Source organism: Micromonospora sp. WMMD708, assembly GCF_049315245.1.
Classification (GTDB): Bacteria; Actinomycetota; Actinomycetes; order Mycobacteriales; family Micromonosporaceae; genus Micromonospora; species Micromonospora wenchangensis.
Window position 1 is genome coordinate 3,392,204 of sequence record NZ_CP186060.1, and the last position, 20,743, is coordinate 3,412,946.

22 protein-coding genes are annotated in these 20,743 nt (G+C 73.4%); 4 read left to right on the forward strand and 18 right to left on the reverse strand.

Annotated features, from left to right (window positions below):
- Nucleotides 1–95 precede the first annotated feature (95 nt).
- The 3 genes from ACN260_RS14880 to ACN260_RS14890 all read right to left on the reverse strand — a co-directional run bounded on the left by ACN260_RS14880 (nucleotide 96) and on the right by ACN260_RS14890 (nucleotide 1,769).
- Nucleotides 96–575: a hypothetical protein gene (locus ACN260_RS14880; protein ID WP_422756528.1), complete on the reverse strand. Its 480-nt coding sequence runs from the start codon at nucleotides 573–575 to the stop codon at nucleotides 96–98.
- A 253-nt stretch (nucleotides 576–828) separates the two neighbouring features.
- Nucleotides 829–1,569 carry an ion transporter gene (locus ACN260_RS14885; protein WP_422756529.1) on the reverse strand — a complete coding sequence of 247 codons (741 nt, stop codon included), beginning with the start codon at nucleotides 1,567–1,569 and terminating at the stop codon, nucleotides 829–831.
- Entirely contained in the window at nucleotides 1,566–1,769 is a 204-nt protein-coding gene (locus ACN260_RS14890; RefSeq protein ID WP_422756530.1) for a hypothetical protein, read from the reverse strand. The genes ACN260_RS14885 and ACN260_RS14890 overlap by 4 nt, the downstream gene beginning before the upstream one ends.
- A 190-nt stretch (nucleotides 1,770–1,959) precedes the next feature.
- On the opposite strand from ACN260_RS14890, the gene ACN260_RS14895 reads away from it, so the two are divergent.
- The 3 genes from ACN260_RS14895 to ACN260_RS14905 are packed head-to-tail and all read left to right on the forward strand — an operon-like array spanning nucleotide 1,960 to nucleotide 3,948.
- Nucleotides 1,960–2,712, forward strand: coding sequence for a hypothetical protein (locus ACN260_RS14895; protein WP_422756531.1), 753 nt, complete (start codon nucleotides 1,960–1,962; stop codon nucleotides 2,710–2,712).
- On the forward strand, nucleotides 2,712–3,377 hold the full coding sequence (locus ACN260_RS14900; RefSeq protein WP_422756532.1) for a DUF6529 family protein: 666 nt from the start codon (nucleotides 2,712–2,714) through the stop codon (nucleotides 3,375–3,377). Before ACN260_RS14895 ends, ACN260_RS14900 begins: the two co-directional genes overlap by 1 nt.
- Before the next feature lie 7 nt (nucleotides 3,378–3,384).
- Nucleotides 3,385–3,948: a Rieske (2Fe-2S) protein gene (locus ACN260_RS14905; protein ID WP_422756533.1), complete on the forward strand. Its 564-nt coding sequence runs from the start codon at nucleotides 3,385–3,387 to the stop codon at nucleotides 3,946–3,948.
- Here the strand turns inward: ACN260_RS14905 and ACN260_RS14910 are convergent.
- The 7 genes from ACN260_RS14910 to ACN260_RS14940 form a co-directional block, all read right to left on the reverse strand.
- Entirely contained in the window at nucleotides 3,945–5,582 is a 1,638-nt protein-coding gene (locus ACN260_RS14910) for a CotH kinase family protein (RefSeq protein ID WP_422756534.1), read from the reverse strand. The genes ACN260_RS14905 and ACN260_RS14910 overlap by 4 nt on opposite strands.
- A gap of 100 nt (nucleotides 5,583–5,682) precedes the next feature.
- Nucleotides 5,683–6,375, reverse strand: a complete 693-nt coding sequence (gene urtE, locus ACN260_RS14915; protein WP_422756535.1) for an urea ABC transporter ATP-binding subunit UrtE — start codon at nucleotides 6,373–6,375, stop codon at nucleotides 5,683–5,685.
- Entirely contained in the window at nucleotides 6,375–7,130 is a 756-nt protein-coding gene (gene urtD, locus ACN260_RS14920; RefSeq protein ID WP_422756536.1) for an urea ABC transporter ATP-binding protein UrtD, read from the reverse strand. Before urtD ends, urtE begins: the two co-directional genes overlap by 1 nt.
- Nucleotides 7,127–8,314, reverse strand: a complete 1,188-nt coding sequence (gene urtC / locus ACN260_RS14925; RefSeq protein ID WP_422756537.1) for an urea ABC transporter permease subunit UrtC — start codon at nucleotides 8,312–8,314, stop codon at nucleotides 7,127–7,129. Before urtC ends, urtD begins: the two co-directional genes overlap by 4 nt.
- Nucleotides 8,311–9,198: an urea ABC transporter permease subunit UrtB gene (gene urtB / locus ACN260_RS14930; protein ID WP_145920169.1), complete on the reverse strand. Its 888-nt coding sequence runs from the start codon at nucleotides 9,196–9,198 to the stop codon at nucleotides 8,311–8,313. The genes urtC and urtB overlap by 4 nt, the downstream gene beginning before the upstream one ends.
- Nucleotides 9,199–9,261: 63 nt before the next feature.
- Nucleotides 9,262–10,506, reverse strand: coding sequence for an urea ABC transporter substrate-binding protein (gene urtA, locus ACN260_RS14935; RefSeq protein WP_422756538.1), 1,245 nt, complete (start codon nucleotides 10,504–10,506; stop codon nucleotides 9,262–9,264).
- 548 nt (nucleotides 10,507–11,054) lie between these two features.
- On the reverse strand, nucleotides 11,055–12,194 hold the full coding sequence (locus tag ACN260_RS14940) for a substrate-binding domain-containing protein (RefSeq protein ID WP_422756539.1): 1,140 nt from the start codon (nucleotides 12,192–12,194) through the stop codon (nucleotides 11,055–11,057).
- A 95-nt stretch (nucleotides 12,195–12,289) separates the two neighbouring features.
- Here ACN260_RS14940 and ACN260_RS14945 point away from each other — a divergent pair, with 95 nt between their 5' ends.
- On the forward strand, nucleotides 12,290–12,730 hold the full coding sequence (locus ACN260_RS14945) for a MarR family winged helix-turn-helix transcriptional regulator (protein ID WP_422756540.1): 441 nt from the start codon (nucleotides 12,290–12,292) through the stop codon (nucleotides 12,728–12,730).
- Nucleotides 12,731–12,795: 65 nt separating this feature from the next.
- Here the strand turns inward: ACN260_RS14945 and ACN260_RS14950 are convergent, their stop codons facing one another.
- The 8 genes from ACN260_RS14950 to ACN260_RS14985 form a co-directional block, all read right to left on the reverse strand.
- Complete coding sequence (locus ACN260_RS14950) at nucleotides 12,796–13,650, reverse strand: urease accessory protein UreD (protein WP_422756541.1); 855 nt, start codon at nucleotides 13,648–13,650, stop codon at nucleotides 12,796–12,798.
- Nucleotides 13,650–14,387 carry an urease accessory protein UreG gene (gene ureG, locus ACN260_RS14955; RefSeq protein ID WP_422756542.1) on the reverse strand — a complete coding sequence of 246 codons (738 nt, stop codon included), beginning with the start codon at nucleotides 14,385–14,387 and terminating at the stop codon, nucleotides 13,650–13,652. The genes ACN260_RS14950 and ureG overlap by 1 nt, the downstream gene beginning before the upstream one ends.
- Nucleotides 14,377–15,060, reverse strand: a complete 684-nt coding sequence (locus ACN260_RS14960; protein WP_422756543.1) for an urease accessory protein UreF — start codon at nucleotides 15,058–15,060, stop codon at nucleotides 14,377–14,379. The genes ureG and ACN260_RS14960 overlap by 11 nt, the downstream gene beginning before the upstream one ends.
- Entirely contained in the window at nucleotides 15,060–16,763 is a 1,704-nt protein-coding gene (locus ACN260_RS14965) for an urease subunit alpha (protein WP_422756544.1), read from the reverse strand. The genes ACN260_RS14960 and ACN260_RS14965 overlap by 1 nt, the downstream gene beginning before the upstream one ends.
- Nucleotides 16,760–17,119 (reverse strand): urease subunit beta, encoded by a 360-nt coding sequence (locus tag ACN260_RS14970; RefSeq protein WP_422756545.1) that lies wholly within the window; start codon nucleotides 17,117–17,119, stop codon nucleotides 16,760–16,762. The genes ACN260_RS14965 and ACN260_RS14970 overlap by 4 nt, the downstream gene beginning before the upstream one ends.
- On the reverse strand, nucleotides 17,116–17,418 hold the full coding sequence (locus tag ACN260_RS14975) for an urease subunit gamma (protein ID WP_422756546.1): 303 nt from the start codon (nucleotides 17,416–17,418) through the stop codon (nucleotides 17,116–17,118). Before ACN260_RS14975 ends, ACN260_RS14970 begins: the two co-directional genes overlap by 4 nt.
- 249 nt (nucleotides 17,419–17,667) lie before the next feature.
- Nucleotides 17,668–18,453: a 2OG-Fe(II) oxygenase gene (locus tag ACN260_RS14980; RefSeq protein WP_422756547.1), complete on the reverse strand. Its 786-nt coding sequence runs from the start codon at nucleotides 18,451–18,453 to the stop codon at nucleotides 17,668–17,670.
- 38 nt (nucleotides 18,454–18,491) lie between these two features.
- A complete protein-coding gene (locus ACN260_RS14985; protein ID WP_422756548.1) occupies nucleotides 18,492–20,690 on the reverse strand; it encodes a tetratricopeptide repeat protein in 2,199 nt (732 codons plus the stop codon).
- Nucleotides 20,691–20,743 lie beyond the last annotated feature (53 nt).

The following is a 20,743-nucleotide window of genomic DNA, read 5'->3' on the forward strand; positions in this document are numbered from 1 at the left end:
GCGGAACCGGCGGCGCGGGGACGGGCGTCCCCGGGTCGCACGGCCACCGCGACGGTGGCGTGAGCAGTAATTGGTTGGTCGGTGCTGGCACCCGGTCAGTGACCGGCTAACACGTCCACAGCGGTCGTGGTGGCCGCCTCCGCACCCGCGACGACGACCTCGTCGCCGGCGAGCAGCACGTGGTCGTCTCCGGGGGTCGGCACGACCCGGCCGGCGCGGACCACCGCCAGCAGCGACAGCGGCAGGCCGGACAGCGTGGTGTCCCGCCAACGCTTCCCGTCTCCGGCGCTGCCCACGGCGACGGGTATTCGCACGACGGTGACGCCGGGGAGCTGGCGTTCCAGCTCGGCGAGGTGGTCGACGGTGACCGCCTGGTTGAGCACCGCGGCGACGGCCTGCGCCTCGGACTGGTCGAGCACCAGCGTGCCGACCGCGGTGTCGGTGTCGTCGGGGTGGTAGATCACGATGTCGCGCCGCCCGCCGGGGTGGGAGATGACGCTGGCCCACTGGCCGTGCGCGGTGGCGAAGCGCTGGCAGAGTCCGACCCCGTGAATGACCGTACGTTCGAACCGCACACCGACCTCCTTCGCCCAACATCGAAGGGGCGTCCGGCCGGTAACGACCGCGCGCCCCTTCATCCCTATCATGATCAGGACGTGATCGCCCACCTCCATCGTCCCACCATTCGGGAGACCTGGACGTCGGGGCCGGTGTCGACGGACCCTCGGCGGCGCTCGGGCCGAGGGTCGCGGGTCCGCCGACCGGCACCGGTCCGGTCACCGGCCGACGGGCCGGGCGACACGTCGGCAGGGATGCCGACGCCCGCCGTCACCGGGCGTCGGTGCGTTCCGGCACCGGCCGGTGCCGGCTCGACGAGTCGTCCCGGTCGATGCGCAGCTCGCGTTCCAGCTCGGCGATCACCGCCCGCAGGTCGTCCAGGCGCTGGGTCAGGGCGATCCGGTCCACCTCGTCGGGCACCCCGTCGCCGTCGGCGTCGTAGCCGGGCGCCAGCCGCTCGGTCATCTCCAGCCGACGGGCCTCCTCCATCGAGTTCACGATGACCGCGATCAGGATGTTCAGCAGCAGGTTGACCGTGATCAGCACGTAGCTGACGTAGTAGACGAGGGTCCACGGGGACAGCGCCATCCCCTGCTCCACCAGATCCGGCAGGGTCTCCAGGGACAGCAGCACGAACAGGGTCAGCAGCGACCGGCCGATGTCGCCGTACTGCTCCGGGTAGGCCCGGCCGAAGATCAGCCAGCCGGCCATGCCGTAGACGTAGAGGGTCACCATGGCCAGCGCGAGGAACCCGCCGACACCGGGCAGGCTGCGCCACAGCGCGGCCACGATGGTGCGCAGACCGGGCGAGAAACGCACCAGGCGCAGCACCCGGGCCACCCGGACGACCCGCAGCAGCGCCGAGTCGCCGTGCAGGCCGGGCAGGAAGATCGCCGCGATCACCACCAGGTCGAACACGTTCCAGCCGTGCCGCAGGAAGTCCTGCGGCCGACGTCCGTACGCCAGCACCCGGACGGCGATCTCGGCGACGAAGGCCGCCCGGAAGCTCATTTCCAGCCAGTGCAACGCCGGGCGGGCCGCACCGAGATCCGGTAGGTCTCCACCCCGAGGACCGCCGCGTTGGCCATGATGAGCACCACGATCGCCGCCTCGAAGGGGCGCGACCGGGTGACCCGGGCACACCACCGGGCGAGGCCGACGGGGTGGACGGGCCCGGAATCGGCGCCACGCCGCCGGGTGGGAACAGGCACGGAAGGCACCGGTCACCCGGTCCCGGGGCGGTACGGGAGCGCGGCGGCCATCCCGACACCCTACCGGCCACCCGGGACGATCACTGTCGGTGATGGACCGGGCACCCGACCACCGGCGATCACAGGTTCTCGTCCCGACATTGAACGACCGACGCCCCGGCTTCGTACCACCCGGTGAAGGGAGCTGCTCATGAAGCGCACGACCCCGTTGCTCACCCTGCTGACCGGGACGGGCATGGCCGCCGTCCTGTTCGCGATGAGCGCCCAGGCGGCGCCGCGTACGGTCGATGCCGGTGCGGCCGCGCCCGCGACGAGCCCGACCGGTGCCGCCGTGGCGTCGCCCGCCGCCCCCGCGGCCGAACCGGACGCCGAACCGGCGGCCGAACCGGAGGCCACCCCGGCGGCGCCGGGCCAGCCCGGACCGGCGGAGACCACGCCACCGGCCACGACGCCGCCGGCGAAGCAGGCCGACTCCAACTGGACCGGACGGCTCGACGGCGGCGCCACCATCGCGATCACCGTCACCGACGGCAAGGCGGTGGCGTACGTCTGCGACGGCAGGAAGCTGGAGGTGTGGCTCAACGGCACCGCCGCCGACGGCCGGATGAAGCTGACCGGCAAGAAGGGCGAGGTGCTCACCGGGTCGTTCGGCGACGGGGTCGCCTCCGGCGAGATGGTGGTGGGTCAGCGCCGGTGGAAGTTCACCGCCAAGCAGACCGGCAAGCCCGACCCGGTGCTCTACCGGGCCACCGCCCAGCAGCGCCGCGCCGGCGTCGACGGTGGCTGGATCATGCTGCCCGACGGCAGCCAGATCGGGGTGGTCACCCGCGACGGCGCGCCGGTGCCGGCCCCGCCGCTGGACCCCGCGTTCGGCACCACCATCCTCGACGGCCGGACCGTCACCGCGTCACCGGTCGTGGCCGACCCGGGGTCCGGTACGTGATGACGACGGCACGCCGCAGGTTCGAGACCGACGTGGGACGCGACTTCGACGACGGGCCGTCCGTCCGGGTCCTGTCCGACCCCCCGCCCGCCCCGGCCCCGCCCGACCCGGTCGCCGCGCCGTCCACCGGCTCCGGCGCCCCACCCGCCTCGGTGCTCGTACCGCTGCTGGTCGGGGCGGCGGTCGCGGTGGCCCTCGGGGCGTACGGCCGGATGCACCAGCCCACCGGGATCGCGGTCAACGTGGCCGGCTTCTCCAGCCCTCAGGCGGTCAAGGTCTGGCTGGGCACCGGGGCGGCCTTCTTCGCCGTGGTGCAGCTGCTCAGCGCGTTGGCGATGTGGGGCCGCCTCGGTGGCTTCTCGCCCTCCTGGGCGGGTGGGCTGCACCGGTGGAGCGGCCGGGTGGCGTTCCTGCTGACCGTCCCGGTGGCGGTGCACTGCCTCTACGCGCTGGGCTTCGCCGACTACGACCTGCGGACCCTGCTGCACTCGCTGCTCGGCTGCCTCTTCTTCGGGGTGTTCACCATGAAGATGCTGGCGCTGCCCAAGCGGGGGCTGGCCGGGTGGGTGCTGCCGGTCGTCGGTGGGCTGGTCTTCACCGTCCTGATGGGGATCTGGGTGACCTCGTCGCTGTGGTACTTCACCACCTTCGGGGTGGGGACGTGACGGGCTCGTGACACGGGAGAGGAACGACGGGCAGATGTGCGACGAGCGTGGGGCCGGGTGCGCGTCCCGACGGGCGGTGCTGGCCGGCGTCGGCGGGGTGGGCGTGACCGCCCTGCTCACCGGCTGCCAGACGTACGGTGAGCCGACCACGCCGGCCGCGGCGCCGCAGACCGGCGGATCGGCCGCCGCGCCGGCCGGCGCCTCGCCGGGTGGCGGTGCACCGGCCGGGCCGTCCGCCGGGGCGAGCGGTTCCCCCACCGGTGGCGGCGAGCAGCCGCCCGCCCCGGCGGCGCTGGCCGCGGTGGCGGACATCCCGGTCGGCGGCGGCAAGATCTTCAAAGCCGAGGGGGTGGTGGTGACCCAGCCGGCGGCCGGCACCATCAAGGCGTTCTCGGCGACCTGCACCCATCAGGGCTGCACGGTCACCTCGGTCAAGGACGGCACCATCGTCTGCGGCTGCCACAACAGCGTCTTCGGCATCGCCGACGGCGCGGTGCGCAGCGGCCCGGCCGGCAGTCCGCTGCCGCCCCGGGCGGTGACGGTCGACGGCGACGACATCCGGCTGGCCTAGATCGCCGAGTCCAGCCACGCCATCCGGCGGTCCAGCCAGTCCCGCAGGTAGTCGAGCTGCCCCTGCCACGTGTCGGCGGTCGGGGTGACGATGGGTCCGATCTTCTCGGTGGTCAGGTTCGGCCACCGCTGGAAGTTGCGGTCGGCGGCGTTGGCCAGCGGCGCGGTGAGACCGGCGAGGCGCGCGTCGAGCCCGGCGGCCGACAGCGGGCCCCGCCGCAGCTCGGCCCAGCGGGCCCGGACCAGCGCCATGAACCCGGGGTCGGTGACCAACCTGTTGATCCAGTTGTTGGGCTTCGGCCACCGGGGCTGCTCGTACTGCCAGCCGCTGGTTTCCAGGTTGTCCCCGCCACCGACGCCGTAGGTGAGGTCGAGATCCCACAGCGGCCCGGCGGTGATCTTGCCACCCCGGTCCTTGTAGAAGTACGAGCTGCGGGCGTAGGCGTCGAAGTTGCGGGTCAGTTCGTTGAGGATGAACGAGTCGACGAACGATCCCACGTCGATCCAGGCGGGATAGCCGGTCACCGGATCGGCGAAGTCGCGGGACTGCATCAGGTCGTTGAACTGCTGGAGGTGCCCGGTCAGCCAGGCCTGCTGCTCCGGTGGCAGCGGCGAGGGGTCGACCACCTCCAGGTAGTGCCAGCAGGTAGCGGGCCGGCCCTGGCACTCCAGGGTGGGTTCCTCGGCCGTCAGCCACTCGAACTTGACGATGTACCCACCGGTGATGGCCGGCAGGGTGACGTCGTCGGGGTCGAGCTCCTTGAGGTCGAGCCGGTTCTTGGCGTTCTTGATGGTTTCGACGATCAGGTAGACGCCCTGGTAGTCCTCGGCGGCCACCGGCCGGTCCGCGACGTTGTGGTAGAACTCCACGAAGGCGTACCGGGGCGCCTGGAATCCGATCTCGCGGGCCAGGTCGAAGGTGAACGCCTCCCGGATCAGCGCCTTGTCGGTGTAGGGCCCGCGCAGCACCCAGTCGGACTCGGCCGGCATGCCGAGCACCGGCAGGTCGACGTCGTCATCCTCGTTGTCCCGGAACTCGACCCGGTAGGGCGCCTTGTCGAACAGGGAACTCGACGTGCCACGCAGGTGGTAACCGATCCGGGTGGCGAGGGTGGGTGGCGTCGCGAGCGACGCGTGTCCCCCGGTCGGCGCGAACAGCAGCGCGGCGGCATCGACGAACTCCCGTCCCGGCGCACCCTGGCCGTACCCGTCGATCAGCAGGATCGGCAGGTCGAGGCTGACGTCCACGGCCCGCTCGACGTAGAGGGCGGTGCCGGGGTCACCGGTCGCCACCCCGTCGACGAACGCCTGGGCCCGTAGCTGGGTGGTGTCGACGAGGGTCAGTGCGGTGCCGTCGTAGCGTGGGGAGTCGGTGCGGGGCAGCGACCCGTCCGTCGTGTAGCGGATCTCGGCGTCGCTCACCGTCGTCCGCAACGAGACCGTGAGTTCGTCGCGGAAGGTGCCGCTGGGCACGGAGAAGACGATGTCGCCGGTCAGCTCGTCCGCCGGGTCCGCCGCCGGGGCGGCGGCGGCCGACGCGCCGGCCGGCCGGTCCGGGGCCGGCGACGGAGCGCCGACCACACCGAGCGAGATCGCGGTCACGACGCCCAGGACCCGGGCCGGCAGACTCCGCACAGTCACTCCCCTGCGTCACGGGCGGCTGGAGCACACCCCCATCCATCTACGCACGCCAATGTTACAGGGAGCGTCACCTTCAGTGATCAGTTCGGCACTCTCAGACGGCGAGCGCCTGACGGACCGACCGTTCGGCGTCCCGGCCGCCGTCGCCGCTTGCGGTGACCCGGCCGGACTCCAGCACGTAGTGCCGGGTCGCCACCCGCAGCGCGAAGCCGAGGTGCTGCTCCACCAGCAGCACCCGGATGCCGGCCCCGGTGGCCAGCTCGACGATCCGGTCCTGGATCTCGGCGACCACCGACGGCTGGATGCCCTCGGTGGGTTCGTCGAGCAGCAGCAGCCGGGGCCGGGTGACCAGCGCACGGGCGATGGCCAACTGCTGACGCTGACCGCCGGAGAGCAGGCCGGCCCGTCGCCGCAGCAGGGGACGCAGCGCCGGGAACAGGTCCAGTGCCTCGGCGGTGGCGGCGGCCCCGTCGCGCCGACCGTCGGCCACCAGCCGCAGGTTCTCCGCCGCCGTCAGGTGCGGGAAGCACTGCTGGCCCTGCGGGACGTACGCCAGGCCCCGGGCGACCCGCTGGTGCGGGGCGAGCCGGGTGACGTCCTCCCCGTCGAGGGTGACCGTGCCGGCCCGGGGGCGCAGCAGGCCGACGGCGACCCGCAGCAGGGTGCTCTTGCCCGCGCCGTTGTGGCCGAGCACGGCGGCCACCCCGTCGGCGGGGACGGCCACGTCCACCCCGTGCAGCACCTCGCTGCGGCCGTAGCCGGCGTGTACGCCACGCAACTCCAACATCACGCCTCCGGTGCGGTGTCGACGCCGAGGTAGACCTCCTGCACCCGGGGGTCCGCCTGGACCTGGGCCACGGTGCCCTCGCTGAGCACCCTGCCGGCGTGCAGCACGGTCACGCTGCGGGCGAAGCGGCGCAGGAAGTCCATGTCGTGTTCGATGACCACCACGGTGCGGTCCCGGCTGACCGTCTCCAGCAGGACGCCGGTGGCGTCGCGTTCCTCGTGGCTCATCCCGGCGACCGGCTCGTCGAGCAGCAGCAGCCGGGCGTCGGAGACCAGCAGCATGCCGATCTCCAGCCACTGCTTCTGCCCGTGCGCCAGCGCGCCGGCCGGCTGGTCGCCCCGGTCGGCCAGCCCGATCGTCTCCAGCGCGGCGGCCACCTCGTCGGGGATCCGGTTGCGTCGTCGGGCCAGCGTCCACCAGCTCCGGGTGGCCCCGGCGGCGATGTCGAGGTTCTGCACCACGGTCAGTTCCTCGAACACCGACGCGGTCTGGAAGGTGCGGCCGATGCCGAGGCGGGCGATGCGGTGCACGTCGCGGCCGAGCAGTTCCCGGTCACCGAAGCGGACCGAGCCGGTGGCCCGGACCAGCCCGGTCACGGCGTCGACCACTGTGGTCTTGCCCGCCCCGTTGGGGCCGATCAGGAACCGGATGTCACCGGGCGGCACGTCGAGGTCGACCCCGTCGACGGCGGTGAAGCCGTCGAAGGTGACCCGCAGGTCGCGTACGCACAGGCCGTCGAGCTGCGGACCGGTCATGCCGCCGACACCTCCGTCCGGGTCTCGGCCGGCTCCGCCGTCCGGGTACGCCGCCACCACCGCGCGCCGGCCGGGTCCGACCGGCGCTTGCGGGCCAGCGCCCACAGCGACGCCAGGCCGCCCGGCAGGAAGGCCACCACCAGCACGAACAGCAGCCCCTGGAGGTACGTCCAGGTGCCCGGGAACCGTTCCGACAGGGCGGTACGCGCCCAGGCCACCGCCACCGCGCCGAGCACCGGGCCGAGTAGGGTGGCCCGGCCGCCGACGGCGACGCCGATGACGAACTCGATGGACGGCACGATCCCGATCAACGCGGGCGAGATGATCCCCACCGCCGGGACGAACAGCGCCCCGGCCAGCCCGGCCATTCCGGCGGCGATCACGTAGCCGACGAGCTTGACGCCGGCCGGGTCGTAGCCGAGGAACCGGACCCGTTCCTCGCCGTCGCGGACCGCCACCAGCAACTCGCCGTACCGGCTGCGGATGAGTTGCCGGGCCAGGGCCAGCAGCGCGAGCAGGCTGGCGGCGATGATGAAGTACACCATCCGCTGGTTGACCGGGTCGTCCAGGTCGTACCCGAAGAAGCCCTGGATGTCGGTGAGGCCGTTGGTGCCGCCGGTGGTGCCCTGCTGGCCGACCAGCAGGATCACCATCGCGGCGGCGAGCGCCTGGCTGAGGATGGCGAAGTAGGCGCCCCGGACCCGGCGGCGGAAGACCAGCGAGCCGAGGCCGAACGCGACGGCCATCGGCAGCAGCACGGTGGCCGGCAACGCGATCCACGGGCTGGCGAACGGCCGCCACCACAGCGGCAGCTCGTCGAGCTGGCCGTAGAGCTGCATGAAGTCGGGCAGTTCGCCGGGGCCGGCGTCGGCCAGCTTGAGGTGCATGGCCATCGCGTAGCCGCCGAGGCCGAAGAACACCCCCTGGCCGAGGGTGAGCATGCCGCCCCGGCCCCAGGCGATGCCGATGCCGACCGCGACCATCGCGACACAGAGGTACTTGGCCAGCAGCGACAGCCGGAAGTCCGACAGGGTCAGCGGGGCGACGGCGAACAGCAGCGCCGCGCCGAGGGCGAACCCGGCGGCGGTGCGGGCCGGGCCGTCGAACCGGCGGCCGCGCCGGCCACCGGACGGGGTGCCGGCCACGCCGGCGGGATCGGTGCGGACCAGCGGCGCGGCGCTCATGCGAGGCTCCTGGTACGCAGGGTGAACAGCCCCTGGGGCCGCCACTGGAGGAACGCCACGATCGCCACGAAGACGATCACCTTGGCGACGCTGAGCGTGGTGAGGTACTCGCCGGTGGCCTGCAGCACGCCCAGCGCGAAGGCGACGATCACGCTGCCCTTGAGCTGGCCGATGCCGCCGACCACGACGACCAGGAAAGCGTCGATGATCAGGTTGGTGCCCATCGTCGGGCCGATCGGCCCGAGCAGGGTCAGCGCCACCCCGGCGACGCCGGCCAGGCCGGAGCCGATGAAGAAGGTCGTCCGGTCGACCCGGGCGGTCGGGATGCCGGAGACGGCGGCGAGGTCGCGGTTCTGCACCACGGCGCGGATGCGCCGCCCGAGCGGGGTGAGCCGCAGCGCCAGGGTCAGCGCCAGCACGGCGGCCAGCGCGAGGGCCAGGATGAACAGCCGGTTGTTGGCGACGGTCAGCCCGCCGGGCAGGGACACGTTGCCGGTCAGCAGCGCCGGGGCCCGGGTCTGCACGTTCGGGCTGCCGAAGACGTCGCGGGCCAGTTGCTGGAGCATCAGCGAGACGCCCCAGGTGACCAGCAGGGTGTCCAGCGGACGGGCGTAGAGGCGGCGGATCAGCAGCACCTCCAGCAGCACGCCCATGGCGCCGGCCACCGCGAAGGCGACCGGCAGCGCCACCAGCAGCGACCAGCCGGCGGCGGTCACGGTCTGCTGCAGGACGTAGGTGGTGTAGGCGCCGGCCATGATGAACTCGCCGTGCGCCATGTTGATCACGTTCATCTGGCCGAAGGTCAGCGCCAGGCCGAGGGCGATGAGCAGCAGCACCGCGCCGATGCTGACGCCGGTGAAGAGCTGACCGAAGAGGACTGTCACGTTCGCGCTCCGAAGGGGTGGGTCGGCCCGGGCGGGGGTGCCTCCCGCCCGGGCCGGGATCGGTCAGCTCAGGCCGCTCGCCCAGGGGTAGCTCTTCAGGTACGGATCGGGCGTGATCGGCTGGCCCGAGTTCCACACCTCGGTGATCAGCCCGTCCGCGCCGACCTTGCCGATCCGGGCGGTCTTGGCGATGTGCTGGGTGGTGCCGTCCACGGTGACCAGGCCCTCCGGGGCGTCGTAGGTGATGCCGCCGGAGGCGGCCCGGACCTTCTCCACCTCGAAGGTGCCGGCCTTGTCGACCATCGCCTTCCACAGGTGCACCGCGACGTAGGCGGCCTCCATCGGGTCGCTGGTCGGCTTGTCCGCGCCGTACTTGGCCTTGTACGCGGCGACGAACTTCTGGTTCGCCGCGCCGGGGGTGGTCTGGTAGTAGTTCCAGGCGGTGAGCTGGTCCTTGAGGTACTGGGTGCCGATCCCCTTGACCTCCTCCTCGGCGATCGACACCGACACCACGGGCATGCTCGCGGCGGTCAGCCCGGCGGAGGTGTACTCCTTGAAGAACGCCACGTTGCTGTCGCCGTTGAGGGTGTTGAACACCGCGTCGGCCTTCGACGAGCGGACCTTGTTGACGATCGTGCCGAACTCGGTGGAGCCGAGCGGGGCGTAGTCCTCGCCGAGCACGGTCATCCCGTTCGCCGCCGCGTACGCCTTGATGATCTTGTTGGCGGTACGCGGGAAGACGTAGTCGCTGCCGACCAGGTAGACCGACTTCTTGCCCTGCGCCTTGAGGTAGTCCAGGCCGGGCACGATCTGCTGGTTGGTGGTGGCCCCGGTGTAGAAGATGTACGGCGACTGCTCCAGCCCCTCGTACTGCACCGGATAGAACAGCAGCGCCTTGTTCTTCTCGAAGACCGGCTTGACCGCCTTGCGGCTGGCCGAGGTCCAGCAGCCGAAGACGGCGGCGACCCGGTCCTGGGAGATCAGCTTCTCGGCCTTCTCGGCGAAGGTGGGCCAGTCGGAGGCGCCGTCCTCACCGACCGGGACGATCTTCTTGCCCAGCACGCCACCGGCGGCGTTGATCTCCTCCACGGCGAGCATGATGGAGTCCCGTACGGTGACCTCACTGATGGCCATGGTGCCGGAGAGCGAATTGAGCAGGCCGACCTTGACGGTGTCGCCGGACACGTCGGCGCTGACCCCGGCGGTCGACTTCTCGTCGGAGGTCTTGCTGCCACAACCGGCGAGCGCGGCGGCGGCAATCAGGGTCAAGGCGCCCGCCAGGATGCGGCGGCCCCGGAACTGTGACATTCATTCTCCCTGCGGAGCGATGTTCGCCGGATAATTTCCGTGCCGGCCCGCACTGGCCGGCAGGTATTGCTGTCAATGATTGGTAGGCGGTGCGGTCGTGGTGCAGGTCGGCGGGCTCACCGGGCGACGGGTGGGGCGTCGCGACGGCGGTCCGCAGTGGACTTTCGGGCAGCAAAAGCCTCTGCCCAATTGATTGCCGCCACGTTTCCCGGCCCTTAATTGGCTGTTTCCCGAACCGATCTCGACACACACAAAAAAGGCCACCGCCACAATGGACGATGACCGCTCACGAAAATGCGCGCCGCCTGTCCGACACAGGACGGCCCATCAACCACCGAACCCGCCCGACAATAGGCAGGAATGGCGATTACTTCACGCAGGAAGCATCCTAGAACCCCCACCCACCCCCCTGTCAACACCCCCGCTCCCGCCTCTCCCGGCCCGCGTGATCAAGAGGTTTGCGTCAGCTCCAGCTCCACGGCTGACGCAAACCTCTTGATCAACGGGGATAACCGGGGGCCGTCGGAGGGCCGGGAGAGTGGGCGGGGTCAGAGTTCGGCGAGGACGGTGAAGTCGAGGCCGTCGGCCTCTGCCAGGTAGATGCGTTGGCGGACGTGGCGGCGGCGCAGCTGCAACTCGCCCCGGGGGCCGTGGTAGGTGACCGCGTCCGCCGCCGCCCCGATGGCGCGTACGTCCAGCGTGCGGGCACGGGCGATCAGGGCGGCGAGCAGCATCACGCCCTCGTAGCAGGACTCCCCCAGGCTGCCCAGCGGTGGCGCGTCCACCCCGAACCGGCGGGCGAACGCGCCGTGGAAGTCCAGGTTCTCCCGGGTGACCAGGCCGGCGAAGAACCCGGCGGTGCTGAACAGCCGGCGGGTGCCACCCACGCCGCTGGCCAGCAACATGTTCTCGTCCATCAGGGTGCTCAGCCGCAGGCACCGCTGGTCCAGTGCGGACCGGCCGAAGGCCCGGTTGAACCGGACGGCGTCGGCACCGACGAGCAGCATCAGCACCGCGTCGGCCTCGGTCCGCTCGATCTCCCGCAGCACCGGCCCGAAATCCTCGGTGCCCAGCGGCAGGAACACCCGCCCGCACACCCGCGCCCCGTCGTCGCGGGCGTACCGCTGGGCCGCCCGCGCGGTGCGGCGCGGCCAGACGTAGTCGTTGCCGACCAGGTACCAGCGGCGTACCCCCTGCTCCCGGGCCAGCAGCCGCATCGCCGGCCGGAGCTGCGCATCCGGCGTCTCGCTGGTCAGGAACACCCCCTCGGTACGCTCCCCGCCCTCGTAGAGAGCGGTGTAGACGTAGGGCACCCGGTGCGCGATCCGGGGTGCCACCGCCTGCCGGACCGACGAGATGTGCCAGCCGGTGACCCCCTGCACCGCCCCCGTGGACACCAGCGCCTCCACCTCGGCGGCGACCTGCGCCGGTGGCGCACCGCCGTCGACCGGCACCAGCCGCAGCTCCCGGCCCAGCACCCCGCCGGCCCGGTTGACCTCCTCCACCGCCAACTGGGCACACAGCTCACAGGTGGGGCCGAACATGCCGGCCGGGCCGCGCATCGGAAAGACCAGCGCGACACTGACCACCGACCGGTCGACGGTCAACCAGGGGGCCGCCCCGGCCGTGCCGCCCGAGCGGGGCGACGGCTCCGACACGCCGTGGGGGCCGGGCACCGGCACGGACATGCTGACATGATTGCCGGCAACCCTGGCAGGCCACCAGACCCGACCGAAAACCGGGACGCTTCGGTAACATGGCAACCCACCGAACGGGGAGAGACATGGCCGACGATCCCACGACGCCCGTCGACCTGATGCGCGCGCTCACCCGCGCCGAACGGCTGCTCGCCCGCCGGGTCGGCGCGGTGCTCACCACCGAGGGGCTCACCGTCGAGGCGTGGCGGGTGCTCTGCCGCCTCGCCGACGGGCAGGGCCACCCGATGAGCGAGGTCGCCACCGAGGAGTCGTTGCCGCCGGGCACCCTGACGAAGCTCGTCGACCAGCTCGTCGACCAGAACCTGGTGCACCGCCGGATCGACCCGTTCGACAGGCGACGTATCCGGGCCTACCTGACCCCCCGGGGCCGCCGCGAACAGGAACGCATCGACGCCCTCGTCCGCGCCGAGCTGGCCGGGATCCTCGACGACGCGACGCTGACCGGGCAGCTCGTCGACCTGGTCGCCCGGCTCGACCCGCGCCGGCAGCCGGTCCGCGCCGGCTGACCCGCACCGGCCCGGTCCCGGCGGAGGCGGGAACCGGGCCGGTGGCCGTGCGGGGTGGTGGGCCGTCAGGCGACCGGCACCGCGTCGGCCCCGGTGCGGGCGGCGGTCCGACGGGTAGCCCCGGCGGTGTCCCCGGGCCCGGTGTGCGCGCCGACCGGGGCGGTGAGCAGGGTGCGCAGGGTGTGCGCATCGGCGGCGGTGGCGGTGAGCAGGGCCGCCGGGCCGCCTGCCAGCGGCAACCAGGCGGCGGACGCCCCGGGGCCGGCGGGGAGCAGCCGGCCCCGGGGCTGGCCGCCGCCGGCGTCCACGGTGGCCGGTCCCGACGCGGCGGCGGGACCGACCACCAGCAACGACCCGGTCGCCGTCGCCCCGCCCAGCACGGCCGGCCCGGCCCAGCCGGGTGCGGCCGGGCCGACCGCCAGGGACTGGCGCAGCAGCGGCCGGCCGGCGCGGTCGACCGAGGTGGCCACCACGACGTCGCCGGCGGGTTCGCCGTACCGGCCGCAGACCAGTTCCTCGCGCCAGAGCAGCCCGGCCCCCTCGGCGAGGGTCACCCGGGAGCCGGCGACGTGGTCACAGCCGGCCGCCGCGACGAGCTGCTCCGGCAGCCAGTGCAGGGTGCCGCCGTCGTGCACCACCGCGTCGACCCGCATCCGGGAGACCGCGCCGGGCCGGCCGGGCAGGGCGACCGAGGCGGCGACGGTACGCACCCGCAGCGCCGCCCCCGGCCCCACCTCGACGCTCAACCGCAGGTCGTCACCGGCCAGCGGACCGGCCGCACCGCCGACGACGTACACCGTGGGGACGCCCTGCTCGGCGGCGGCCTGACGCAGCAGCAGCGGCGACTCGCCCCGCAGCTCGCGCAGCACGGTGCGGCCCCGACGGTCGGCCACCGCCACCACCCGGGCGACCGCGCGCATCAGGCGATGGCCAGCCGGCCACGGTGGTGGGCCAGCTCGTGGCGGACCCAGTCGGCCACCCCGGTGGCCAGCGGATCACCCACGATGGACAGGAACACCGTCGGCAGGTCCCCCCGCCGGGCGCGGGCGTCGCGGTCCATCACCGACAGGTCGGCCCGGACCAGCGGGGCCAGGTCGGTCTTGTTGATGACCAGCAGGTCGGCGGCGGTCACCCCGGGCCCACCCTTGCGGGGCACCTTGTCGCCACCGGCGACGTCGACCACGAAGATCTGCCGGTCGACCAGTCCCCGGCTGAAGGTGGCGGTGAGATTGTCCCCGCCGCTCTCCACCAGCACCAGGTCCAGCGGCCCGACCCCGTCGACCAGTTCGTCGATGGCGTCGAGGTTCGCGCCGATGTCGTCGCGGATCGCCGTGTGCGGGCAGCAGCCGGTCTCCACCGCGCGGATCCGCGCCGGATCGAGCACCCCGGCCCGGCGCAGGAAGTCGGCGTCCTCGGTGGTGTAGATGTCGTTGGTGACCACGCCCAGGCGCAGCTCGTCGGCGAAGGCCCGGCACAGCGCCGCGACCAGCGCGGTCTTGCCCGACCCGACCGGCCCGCCGATACCGACCCGCAGCGGGCGGGCGGTGGGCGGCAGCGGGGCGTGCGGGTCGACCCCCGGCTCGGGGTGGGTGTGCGGCACGGTCTCGTCGTGCGGGATCGACGCGTGCGGGGTCGGCGATACGGTTTCAGGACGCAAAGAGACGCACCTCCCAGGTGGTGTGGACTTCGGCGTGGATGTCGGTGAGCGGGGCGGCCGGGGCCGGCAGCCACTCGGGCGGATCGTCGGCGGTGGCGACGGCGCGGGCCGCCGTGGCGTCGCAGTCGACGGCCAGCGCCGCCAGCACCGCGTGCACCCGGTACGGGTCGAGGCCGAGCAGCCGGACCGCCGCGCTGGCCGGGCCGGTCACCGACCCGTACGCGGCGACGGTCGCCACCGCCACCGGGTCGAGGCCGGCGGCGGCGGCGACCAGGCCGAGGACCAGCGGCTGGTGCGGCCCGGACGGGCCGGTGGACAGGTCGTCGAACCCGCCGCCGGGCCAGATCTCCCGGCCGGCCCGCAGCAGCGCCCGACCCTGCCGGCGGGAGACGGCCCGCAGCGCCGGGGCGGCGGTACGGGCGTCCAGTTCGGTGTCCAGCCGGGCCAGCGTCGCCCGGCGGTCGACGGTCCCGGCGGCCCGGTGCGCCGCCACCGCGAAGGCGGCGGCGACCAGCCCGCCGGTGGCCAACCGGCCGCGCAGGAACCCGGCCAGGGTGGCCGGGTCGGTGACCAGCCCGGCCGCCACCGCCGCCTCCAGCCCGCCGGAGTGGGCGTGCGCCCCGGCGGGGAACCTGCCGTCGGCCAGCAGCAGCACCATGCTCGACGGGGTCATCAGAACAGGTGGTACCGCTGGGCCATGGGCAGCTCGGCGACCGGTTCCGGGTCGACCACCACCCCGTCGACGCGGACGGTGAAGGTGTCCGGATCGACCTCGATGCGCGGCAGCGCGCCGTTCTCCGGCAGGTCGGCCTTGCCCCGCGAGCGTACGTCCGCCACCGGGACCAGCGGGCGGCGCACGTCCAGCCGCAGGCCCGCCTCCAGCGCGGCCGGCGCGACGAACGCCACGCTGGTCGCGGCCGGCACCACGCCGTACGCGCCGAACATCGGCCTCGGCAGCATCGGCTGCGGGGTGGGGATGGAGGCGTTCGCATCGCCCATCTGCGCGTACGCGATCATCCCGCCCTTGATCACCAGGTGGGGCCGGACGCCGAAGAACGCCGGGTCCCAGAGCACCAGGTCGGCGAGCTTGCCCGGTTCCACCGAGCCGATCTCCCGTTCCAGCCCGTTGGCCATCGCCGCGCAGATGGTGTACTTCGCCACGTAGCGGCGGGCCCGGTGGTTGTCGGCCGGGCCGTCACCGGGCAGCGCGCCCACCCGACGCTTCATCACGTGCGCGCTCTGCCAGGTCCGGGTGATCACCTCGCCGACCCGCCCCATCGCCTGCGAGTCCGAGCCGATGATGGAGATCGCCCCGAGGTCGTGCAGCAGGTCCTCGGCGGCCATCGTGGACGGCCGGATCCGGCTCTCGGCGAACGCCAGGTCCTCCGGCACCGACGGGTTGAGGTGGTGGCAGACCATCAGCATGTCGAGGTGCTCGGCCAGGGTGTTGCGGGTGTACGGCCGGGTCGGGTTCGTCGACGACGGCAGCACGTTCGGTTCCCCGGCCACCGTGATGATGTCCGGAGCGTGCCCGCCCCCCGCCCCCTCGGTGTGGTACGAGTGGATCGCCCGGCCGCCGATCGCGCGCAGCGTGTCGGCCACGAACCCGGCCTCGTTGAGGGTGTCGGTGTGGATGGACACCTGCACCCCGGACGCGTCGGCGACCCGCAGGCAGGCGTCGATCGCCGCCGGGGTGGTCCCCCAGTCCTCGTGCAGCTTGAACCCACCCGCCCCGGCCCGCAACTGCTCCCACAGCGCCTCCGTGGAGACCGTGTTGCCCTTGCCCAGCAGCAGCACGTTCACCGGGAAGGCGTCCAGTGCCTCGTGCATCCGGGCCAGGTGCCAGGCGTTCGGCGTGACGGTGGTGGCCCGGGTGCCCTCGGCCGGCCCGGTGCCCCCGCCGACCAGGGTGGTGATGCCCGAGGTGAGCGCCTCGGTGACGAGCTGCGGGCAGATGAAGTGCACGTGGGTGTCCACCGCCCCGGCGGTGAGGATGCGCCCGTTGCCGGCAATCACCTCGGTGGACGGGCCGATCACCAGGTCCGGGTGGACGCCGGGCATGGTGTCCGGGTTGCCGGCCCGGCCCAGCGCCACGATCCGCCCGTCGCGCAGCCCGACGTCGGCCTTCACCACCCCCCAGTGGTCCAGCACCACCGCGCCGGTGATCACCGTGTCCAACGCGCCCTCGGCCCGGGTGGCCCGGGACTGGCCCATCGACTCGCGGATCACCTTGCCGCCGCCGAAGACCGCCTCGTCCCCGCCGACGCAGTGGTCGACCTCCACCTCGATCAGCAGGTCGGTGTCGGCCAGCCGGATGCGGTCGCCGGTGGTCGGGCCGTACAGGTCGGCGTAGCGTCGCCGGTCCACGGTGCTCACCGGCCGACCTCCCCGTCGTGCGCGCCGGACCCGCCGACGTCCGGGCCCGGGTCGAGGGGGCCGGCGACCTCGCCGCGCAGCCCCGGCACCACCCGGGCCCCGCCCAGCGGCACCAGGTCCACGGTGCGGCTCACCCCCGGCTCGAAGCGCACCGACGTGCCCGCCGGCACCGCGAGCCGCTGCCCGTACGCGGCGGCGCGGTCGAAACGCAGCCCGGGGTTGGTCTCGGCGAAGTGGTAGTGCGAGCCGACCTGGATCGGCCGGTCGGCGGTGTTGACCACCAGCAGGGTGGTCACCGGACGTCCCGCGTTGATCTCGACCGGCCCGTCGCCGGGCAGGATCTCCCCCGGGATCACGGGATCGGGTGGTGCACCGTCACCAACTTGGTGCCGTCCGGGAACGTCGCCTCCACCTGCACCTCCCCCAGCATCTCCGGAATACCGTCGAGCACGTCGTCGCGGCTGAGCACGGTCCGGCCGTCGGCCATCAGGTCGGTGACGCTCCGGCCGTCCCGGGCGCCCTCCAGCAGGAAGGCGGTGATCAGGGCGACGGCTTCGGGATAGTTGAGGCGCAGTCCGCGCTCGCGCCGGCGGCGGGCGACGTCCGCGGCGACGTGGACGAGCAGGCGGTCCTGCTCGTGGGGCGTGAGGAACACGGGATCTCCCGGGCGGCTCGGCGTGTTTCCCACCGTAACGGCCGGAACCGGGCCGGGGGCGCGGAACGGGCAGGGGCGGGAAGGACACACGGGACCGCCGTCGGACCACCGGCAGGGTGCTCCGGGGCCCCACCGGCCCCGGCCCGCCACGGGGCCGCTCGGCGGTGGTGGTTGGGAAGGACCGCACCGCCAACCGCTGGACCGACCGTAGAGGATCACCCCGGGCCGTGGCAACGCCCCGGCGGGGCATCAGGCGAACAGCAGCAGCGGGTCGGTGTCGCCGCGTACCCCGACGAAGCAGGCGGCGGACGTCCGGCAGCCCCGGCGCACCTCCCGCACCCCGTGCATCCGGCCCGCCTCGAACATCACCAGGTCACCCTGGCCGGGCAGCACCGTGTCGTGCGGCGGCCCGACCCGTTGCGGGTCGAGTCCGTAGTCGAACGGGTCGGCCTTGAGCGCCACGAACTCGTCCTCGCCGAGGCGGCCCCAGAAGTCGATCTCGCCGCCGTCACCGGGCGCCGGCACCTCCAGGTAGATGTTGACCCCGAGCCGCCGCCGCAGCCGGTAGGTGTCCAGCAGGGGGATCTGCCGACGGTCGATGTGCGGGCGGCCCCGACCGCCGGGGGTCATCCGGCGCAGTACCCCGGGGAGCATCATCCGCCCCTCGTGCCGGCCGACCGTCGCCCCGTACGGCCACATCTCGTCGAGGTCCAGCCGGATCAGGTCGGTGGGCGACTGCCGGCCGGCGAACACCTCGTGCCGGATCAGCCGGGTGGTGGCCGGCGCGTCGTCGAGGTACCGGCGGACCACCTCACCGCCGTTGGCGACCTGACCCATCGAGGTGCCGACACTGGTGAACTCCGTGGTGAGGGAGAAGTTCGCCGCCGCGACGGCGGCCACCACCCGGGGCAGGACGGCGTCGCACTCGGCCGGCGGGAAGTACTCCCGGTGCCAGATCAGGTCGATCCTGCCGGTGGCGAGGTCCCGCAGCGACCCGGGGGTCAACCGGTCGCTGCGGCGTAGGTGTTGGCTCACGTCACTCCCTCGTCGGGCGGTTGCGGCACGGACCGCGCTCATCCACCCTGTAGCTGTCGCAGGTCGGCCTCCGCCCGTACCGTGTCGGGGTGGTCGTCGCCGAGGATGCGCCGCCGGTCGGTGACCACCTTGGCGAGGACCTTCTCAGCCTCCACCCGGTCGCCGGTGGCGACCAGCGCCTCGGCCAGGGTGTGCCGGGCGGCGATCATCCCGAGGTGCTGGTCCTCGCGTCGGGCGGTGTCGGTGGCGAGGATCGCCCGCAGGTCGGCCAGGGCCTCGGCCGCCCGCCCCTCGTGCAGCAGGCAGTAGTCCAGGGTGTGCCGGACGGTCAGCGTCTCCAGGTGGTCGGGGGCCCAGTGCCGCAGCCGGATCTCCAGGATCTCGGTCAGCTCGGCGCGGGCGTCGGCGTACCGGCCCTGGGCGGCCACCGCGCGGGCCAGGCTGTGCCGGGCGGTCATGGTGTCCCGGTCCTCCGGGCCACGGACCCGGAACTCCGCCCGGACGATGTCCCGCAGCTCCTGCTCGGCGTCGGCCCACCGGCCCTGCTCGAGGATGGTGCGGGCGAGCTTGTGCCGGCTGGCCAGGGTGTTGCGGTGCTCCCGGCCGAGCAACGCCTCCCGGGCCGGGATGATCTCCCGCAGCTCGGCCTCGGCCCAGTCCAGTTGCCCCTGTTCCAACGCCGCCCGGGACCGCTCGTGGCGCAGGCTGAGCACCGCCCGCTCGCGGGGGTCGAGACCGATCCGACGGCAGGCGGCCAGGCAGCGGTCGAGCAGGATCTCGGCCTGGCCGGGCAGGCTGACGGCCAGCAGGAAGCGGGCGATCAACCGGGCCAGGTCCAGCGCGGTGGTGAGCAGCTCCGGCTCGGTACGGGGCAGCTCTCCCGCGTCGAAGAAGGCCAGCACCGCCCCGGTCGTCGGCGGGGCCAGCACGTGCCAGCTGGCCCACTTGTCGGGCTCGTCCGGGTCGAACTCCTCCTCCCGGGGGCGGTCCGGGTCCCGCAGGCGCAGCACGTCGAGCAGGGTGAGCACCAGCTCGTGGTAGGCGGGCCGGTCGGCGATCACGTCGGGGTGGTCGTGCACCAGCTCGCGTACCAGCGGGTGCAGGGTCACCACGTGCGCGACCGGCGACTGTGCGGGCAGCGACTCGATCACGCCGAGGTCGACCAGGGCGAAGTCGGCGAGTGATCGGAGCACCTCACGCAGCCGGTCCTCGCCGATCTCACCGACCAGTCGGGACGCCGACAACCGGGCCGGATCGAGCAGGATCTGGTACGGGATCGGCGCGTCCCCCAGCGAGGCCAGCAGCCGCAGCACCGGGCGGGCCTGGGCCAGCCCCCGCCCGGCGAGCAGGTCCAACGACATCTCCCAGGACTGCACGACCGGCCGTACCGCGCGGTCGAACGCCTGCGACACGGTACGGGTCGTGCCGGCGCCGGAGCGGCGGTCCAGGGCCTCCCGGTAGCCGTCGTAGGTGCGGATGGACACCCCTGGGCCGCCGACCGGGATGCGGTTGGCCTCGGCGAGGTAGGTGCCCGCCCCGCGTAGGGCCAGCGGATGCCCCTTGAGCCGGGTGGCCAGGCTGGTGGCCTGGGCGAGGTTGCCCGGTGCGTCGCCGGCGAGGTCGATCAGGACCTGGGCGGCGTCCGGCGGGGAGAGTTCCCGCACCGGGTGCATGGTGGACCAGTCGCCCCAGGTCTCCTGGCGACCGTCGCGGGTGGTGACCAGGACCAGCCCGTTGCGGGTACGCGGCTGGCGGAACCACCCGGTGCCCTCGGCGACCCGGCCGTCGAGCGGGGCCAGCAGGGACGGCTCGTCGGCGTTGTCGAAGATCAGCAGCCACGGCCGGTCCGACTCGTTGAGCAGCGTCCACACCAGCTCCACGGGGCTGCGGGTCTTACCCGCCCAGGCCAGGTCGAGCTGGCTCTCCGGGGCGTGGAGCTGGCCCGCGATCTCGCGCATGCCGGCGCTGACCCGGGCCGAGTCCTTCGCCGAGATCCACCAGACCAGCCGACCGCGTGCCTCCAGCCGGCGGGCCACCTCCAGCGCGGTGGCGCTCTTGCCGCAGCCGCCCAGGCCCCAGAGGATCTGGGCAGCCTCCTCGGCCGGGCGGGGTGTGCCGGCCGGCGGCTCGGCGGCCCGCAGGATCGTCTCGACCAGTGCGTCGCGGCCGCGCAGCGGCAGCCGACCGGGGCGGGGCGGGGTGATGGAGAAACCGGCGTCCGGCACCGCGCCGGTCATCGTCGACCGGTGCCGGGGCCGAGGGCCGGAGTGCGGCCGGACCGGAACGTGGA

What these genes read in the sequence shown, in the direction of transcription:
- urtC (WP_422756537.1), bottom strand. Translation starts at nt 8,314, where the DNA reads ATGAGCGCCGCGCCGCTGGTCCGCACCGATCCCGCCGGCGTGGCCGGC.
- ACN260_RS14885 (WP_422756529.1), bottom strand. Translation starts at nt 1,569, where the DNA reads ATGAGCTTCCGGGCGGCCTTCGTCGCCGAGATCGCCGTCCGGGTGCTG.
- urtD (WP_422756536.1), bottom strand. Translation starts at nt 7,130, where the DNA reads ATGACCGGTCCGCAGCTCGACGGCCTGTGCGTACGCGACCTGCGGGTC.
- ACN260_RS14960 (WP_422756543.1), bottom strand. Translation starts at nt 15,060, where the DNA reads ATGACCCCGTCGAGCATGGTGCTGCTGCTGGCCGACGGCAGGTTCCCC.
- ACN260_RS14950 (WP_422756541.1), bottom strand. Translation starts at nt 13,650, where the DNA reads ATGCGCGCGGTCGCCCGGGTGGTGGCGGTGGCCGACCGTCGGGGCCGC.
- urtA (WP_422756538.1), bottom strand. Translation starts at nt 10,506, where the DNA reads ATGTCACAGTTCCGGGGCCGCCGCATCCTGGCGGGCGCCTTGACCCTG.
- ACN260_RS14940 (WP_422756539.1), bottom strand. Translation starts at nt 12,194, where the DNA reads ATGTCCGTGCCGGTGCCCGGCCCCCACGGCGTGTCGGAGCCGTCGCCC.
- urtE (WP_422756535.1), bottom strand. Translation starts at nt 6,375, where the DNA reads ATGTTGGAGTTGCGTGGCGTACACGCCGGCTACGGCCGCAGCGAGGTG.
- ACN260_RS14900 (WP_422756532.1), top strand. Translation starts at nt 2,712, where the DNA reads ATGACGACGGCACGCCGCAGGTTCGAGACCGACGTGGGACGCGACTTC.
- ACN260_RS14895 (WP_422756531.1), top strand. Translation starts at nt 1,960, where the DNA reads ATGAAGCGCACGACCCCGTTGCTCACCCTGCTGACCGGGACGGGCATG.
- ACN260_RS14945 (WP_422756540.1), top strand. Translation starts at nt 12,290, where the DNA reads ATGGCCGACGATCCCACGACGCCCGTCGACCTGATGCGCGCGCTCACC.
- ACN260_RS14985 (WP_422756548.1), bottom strand. Translation starts at nt 20,690, where the DNA reads ATGACCGGCGCGGTGCCGGACGCCGGTTTCTCCATCACCCCGCCCCGC.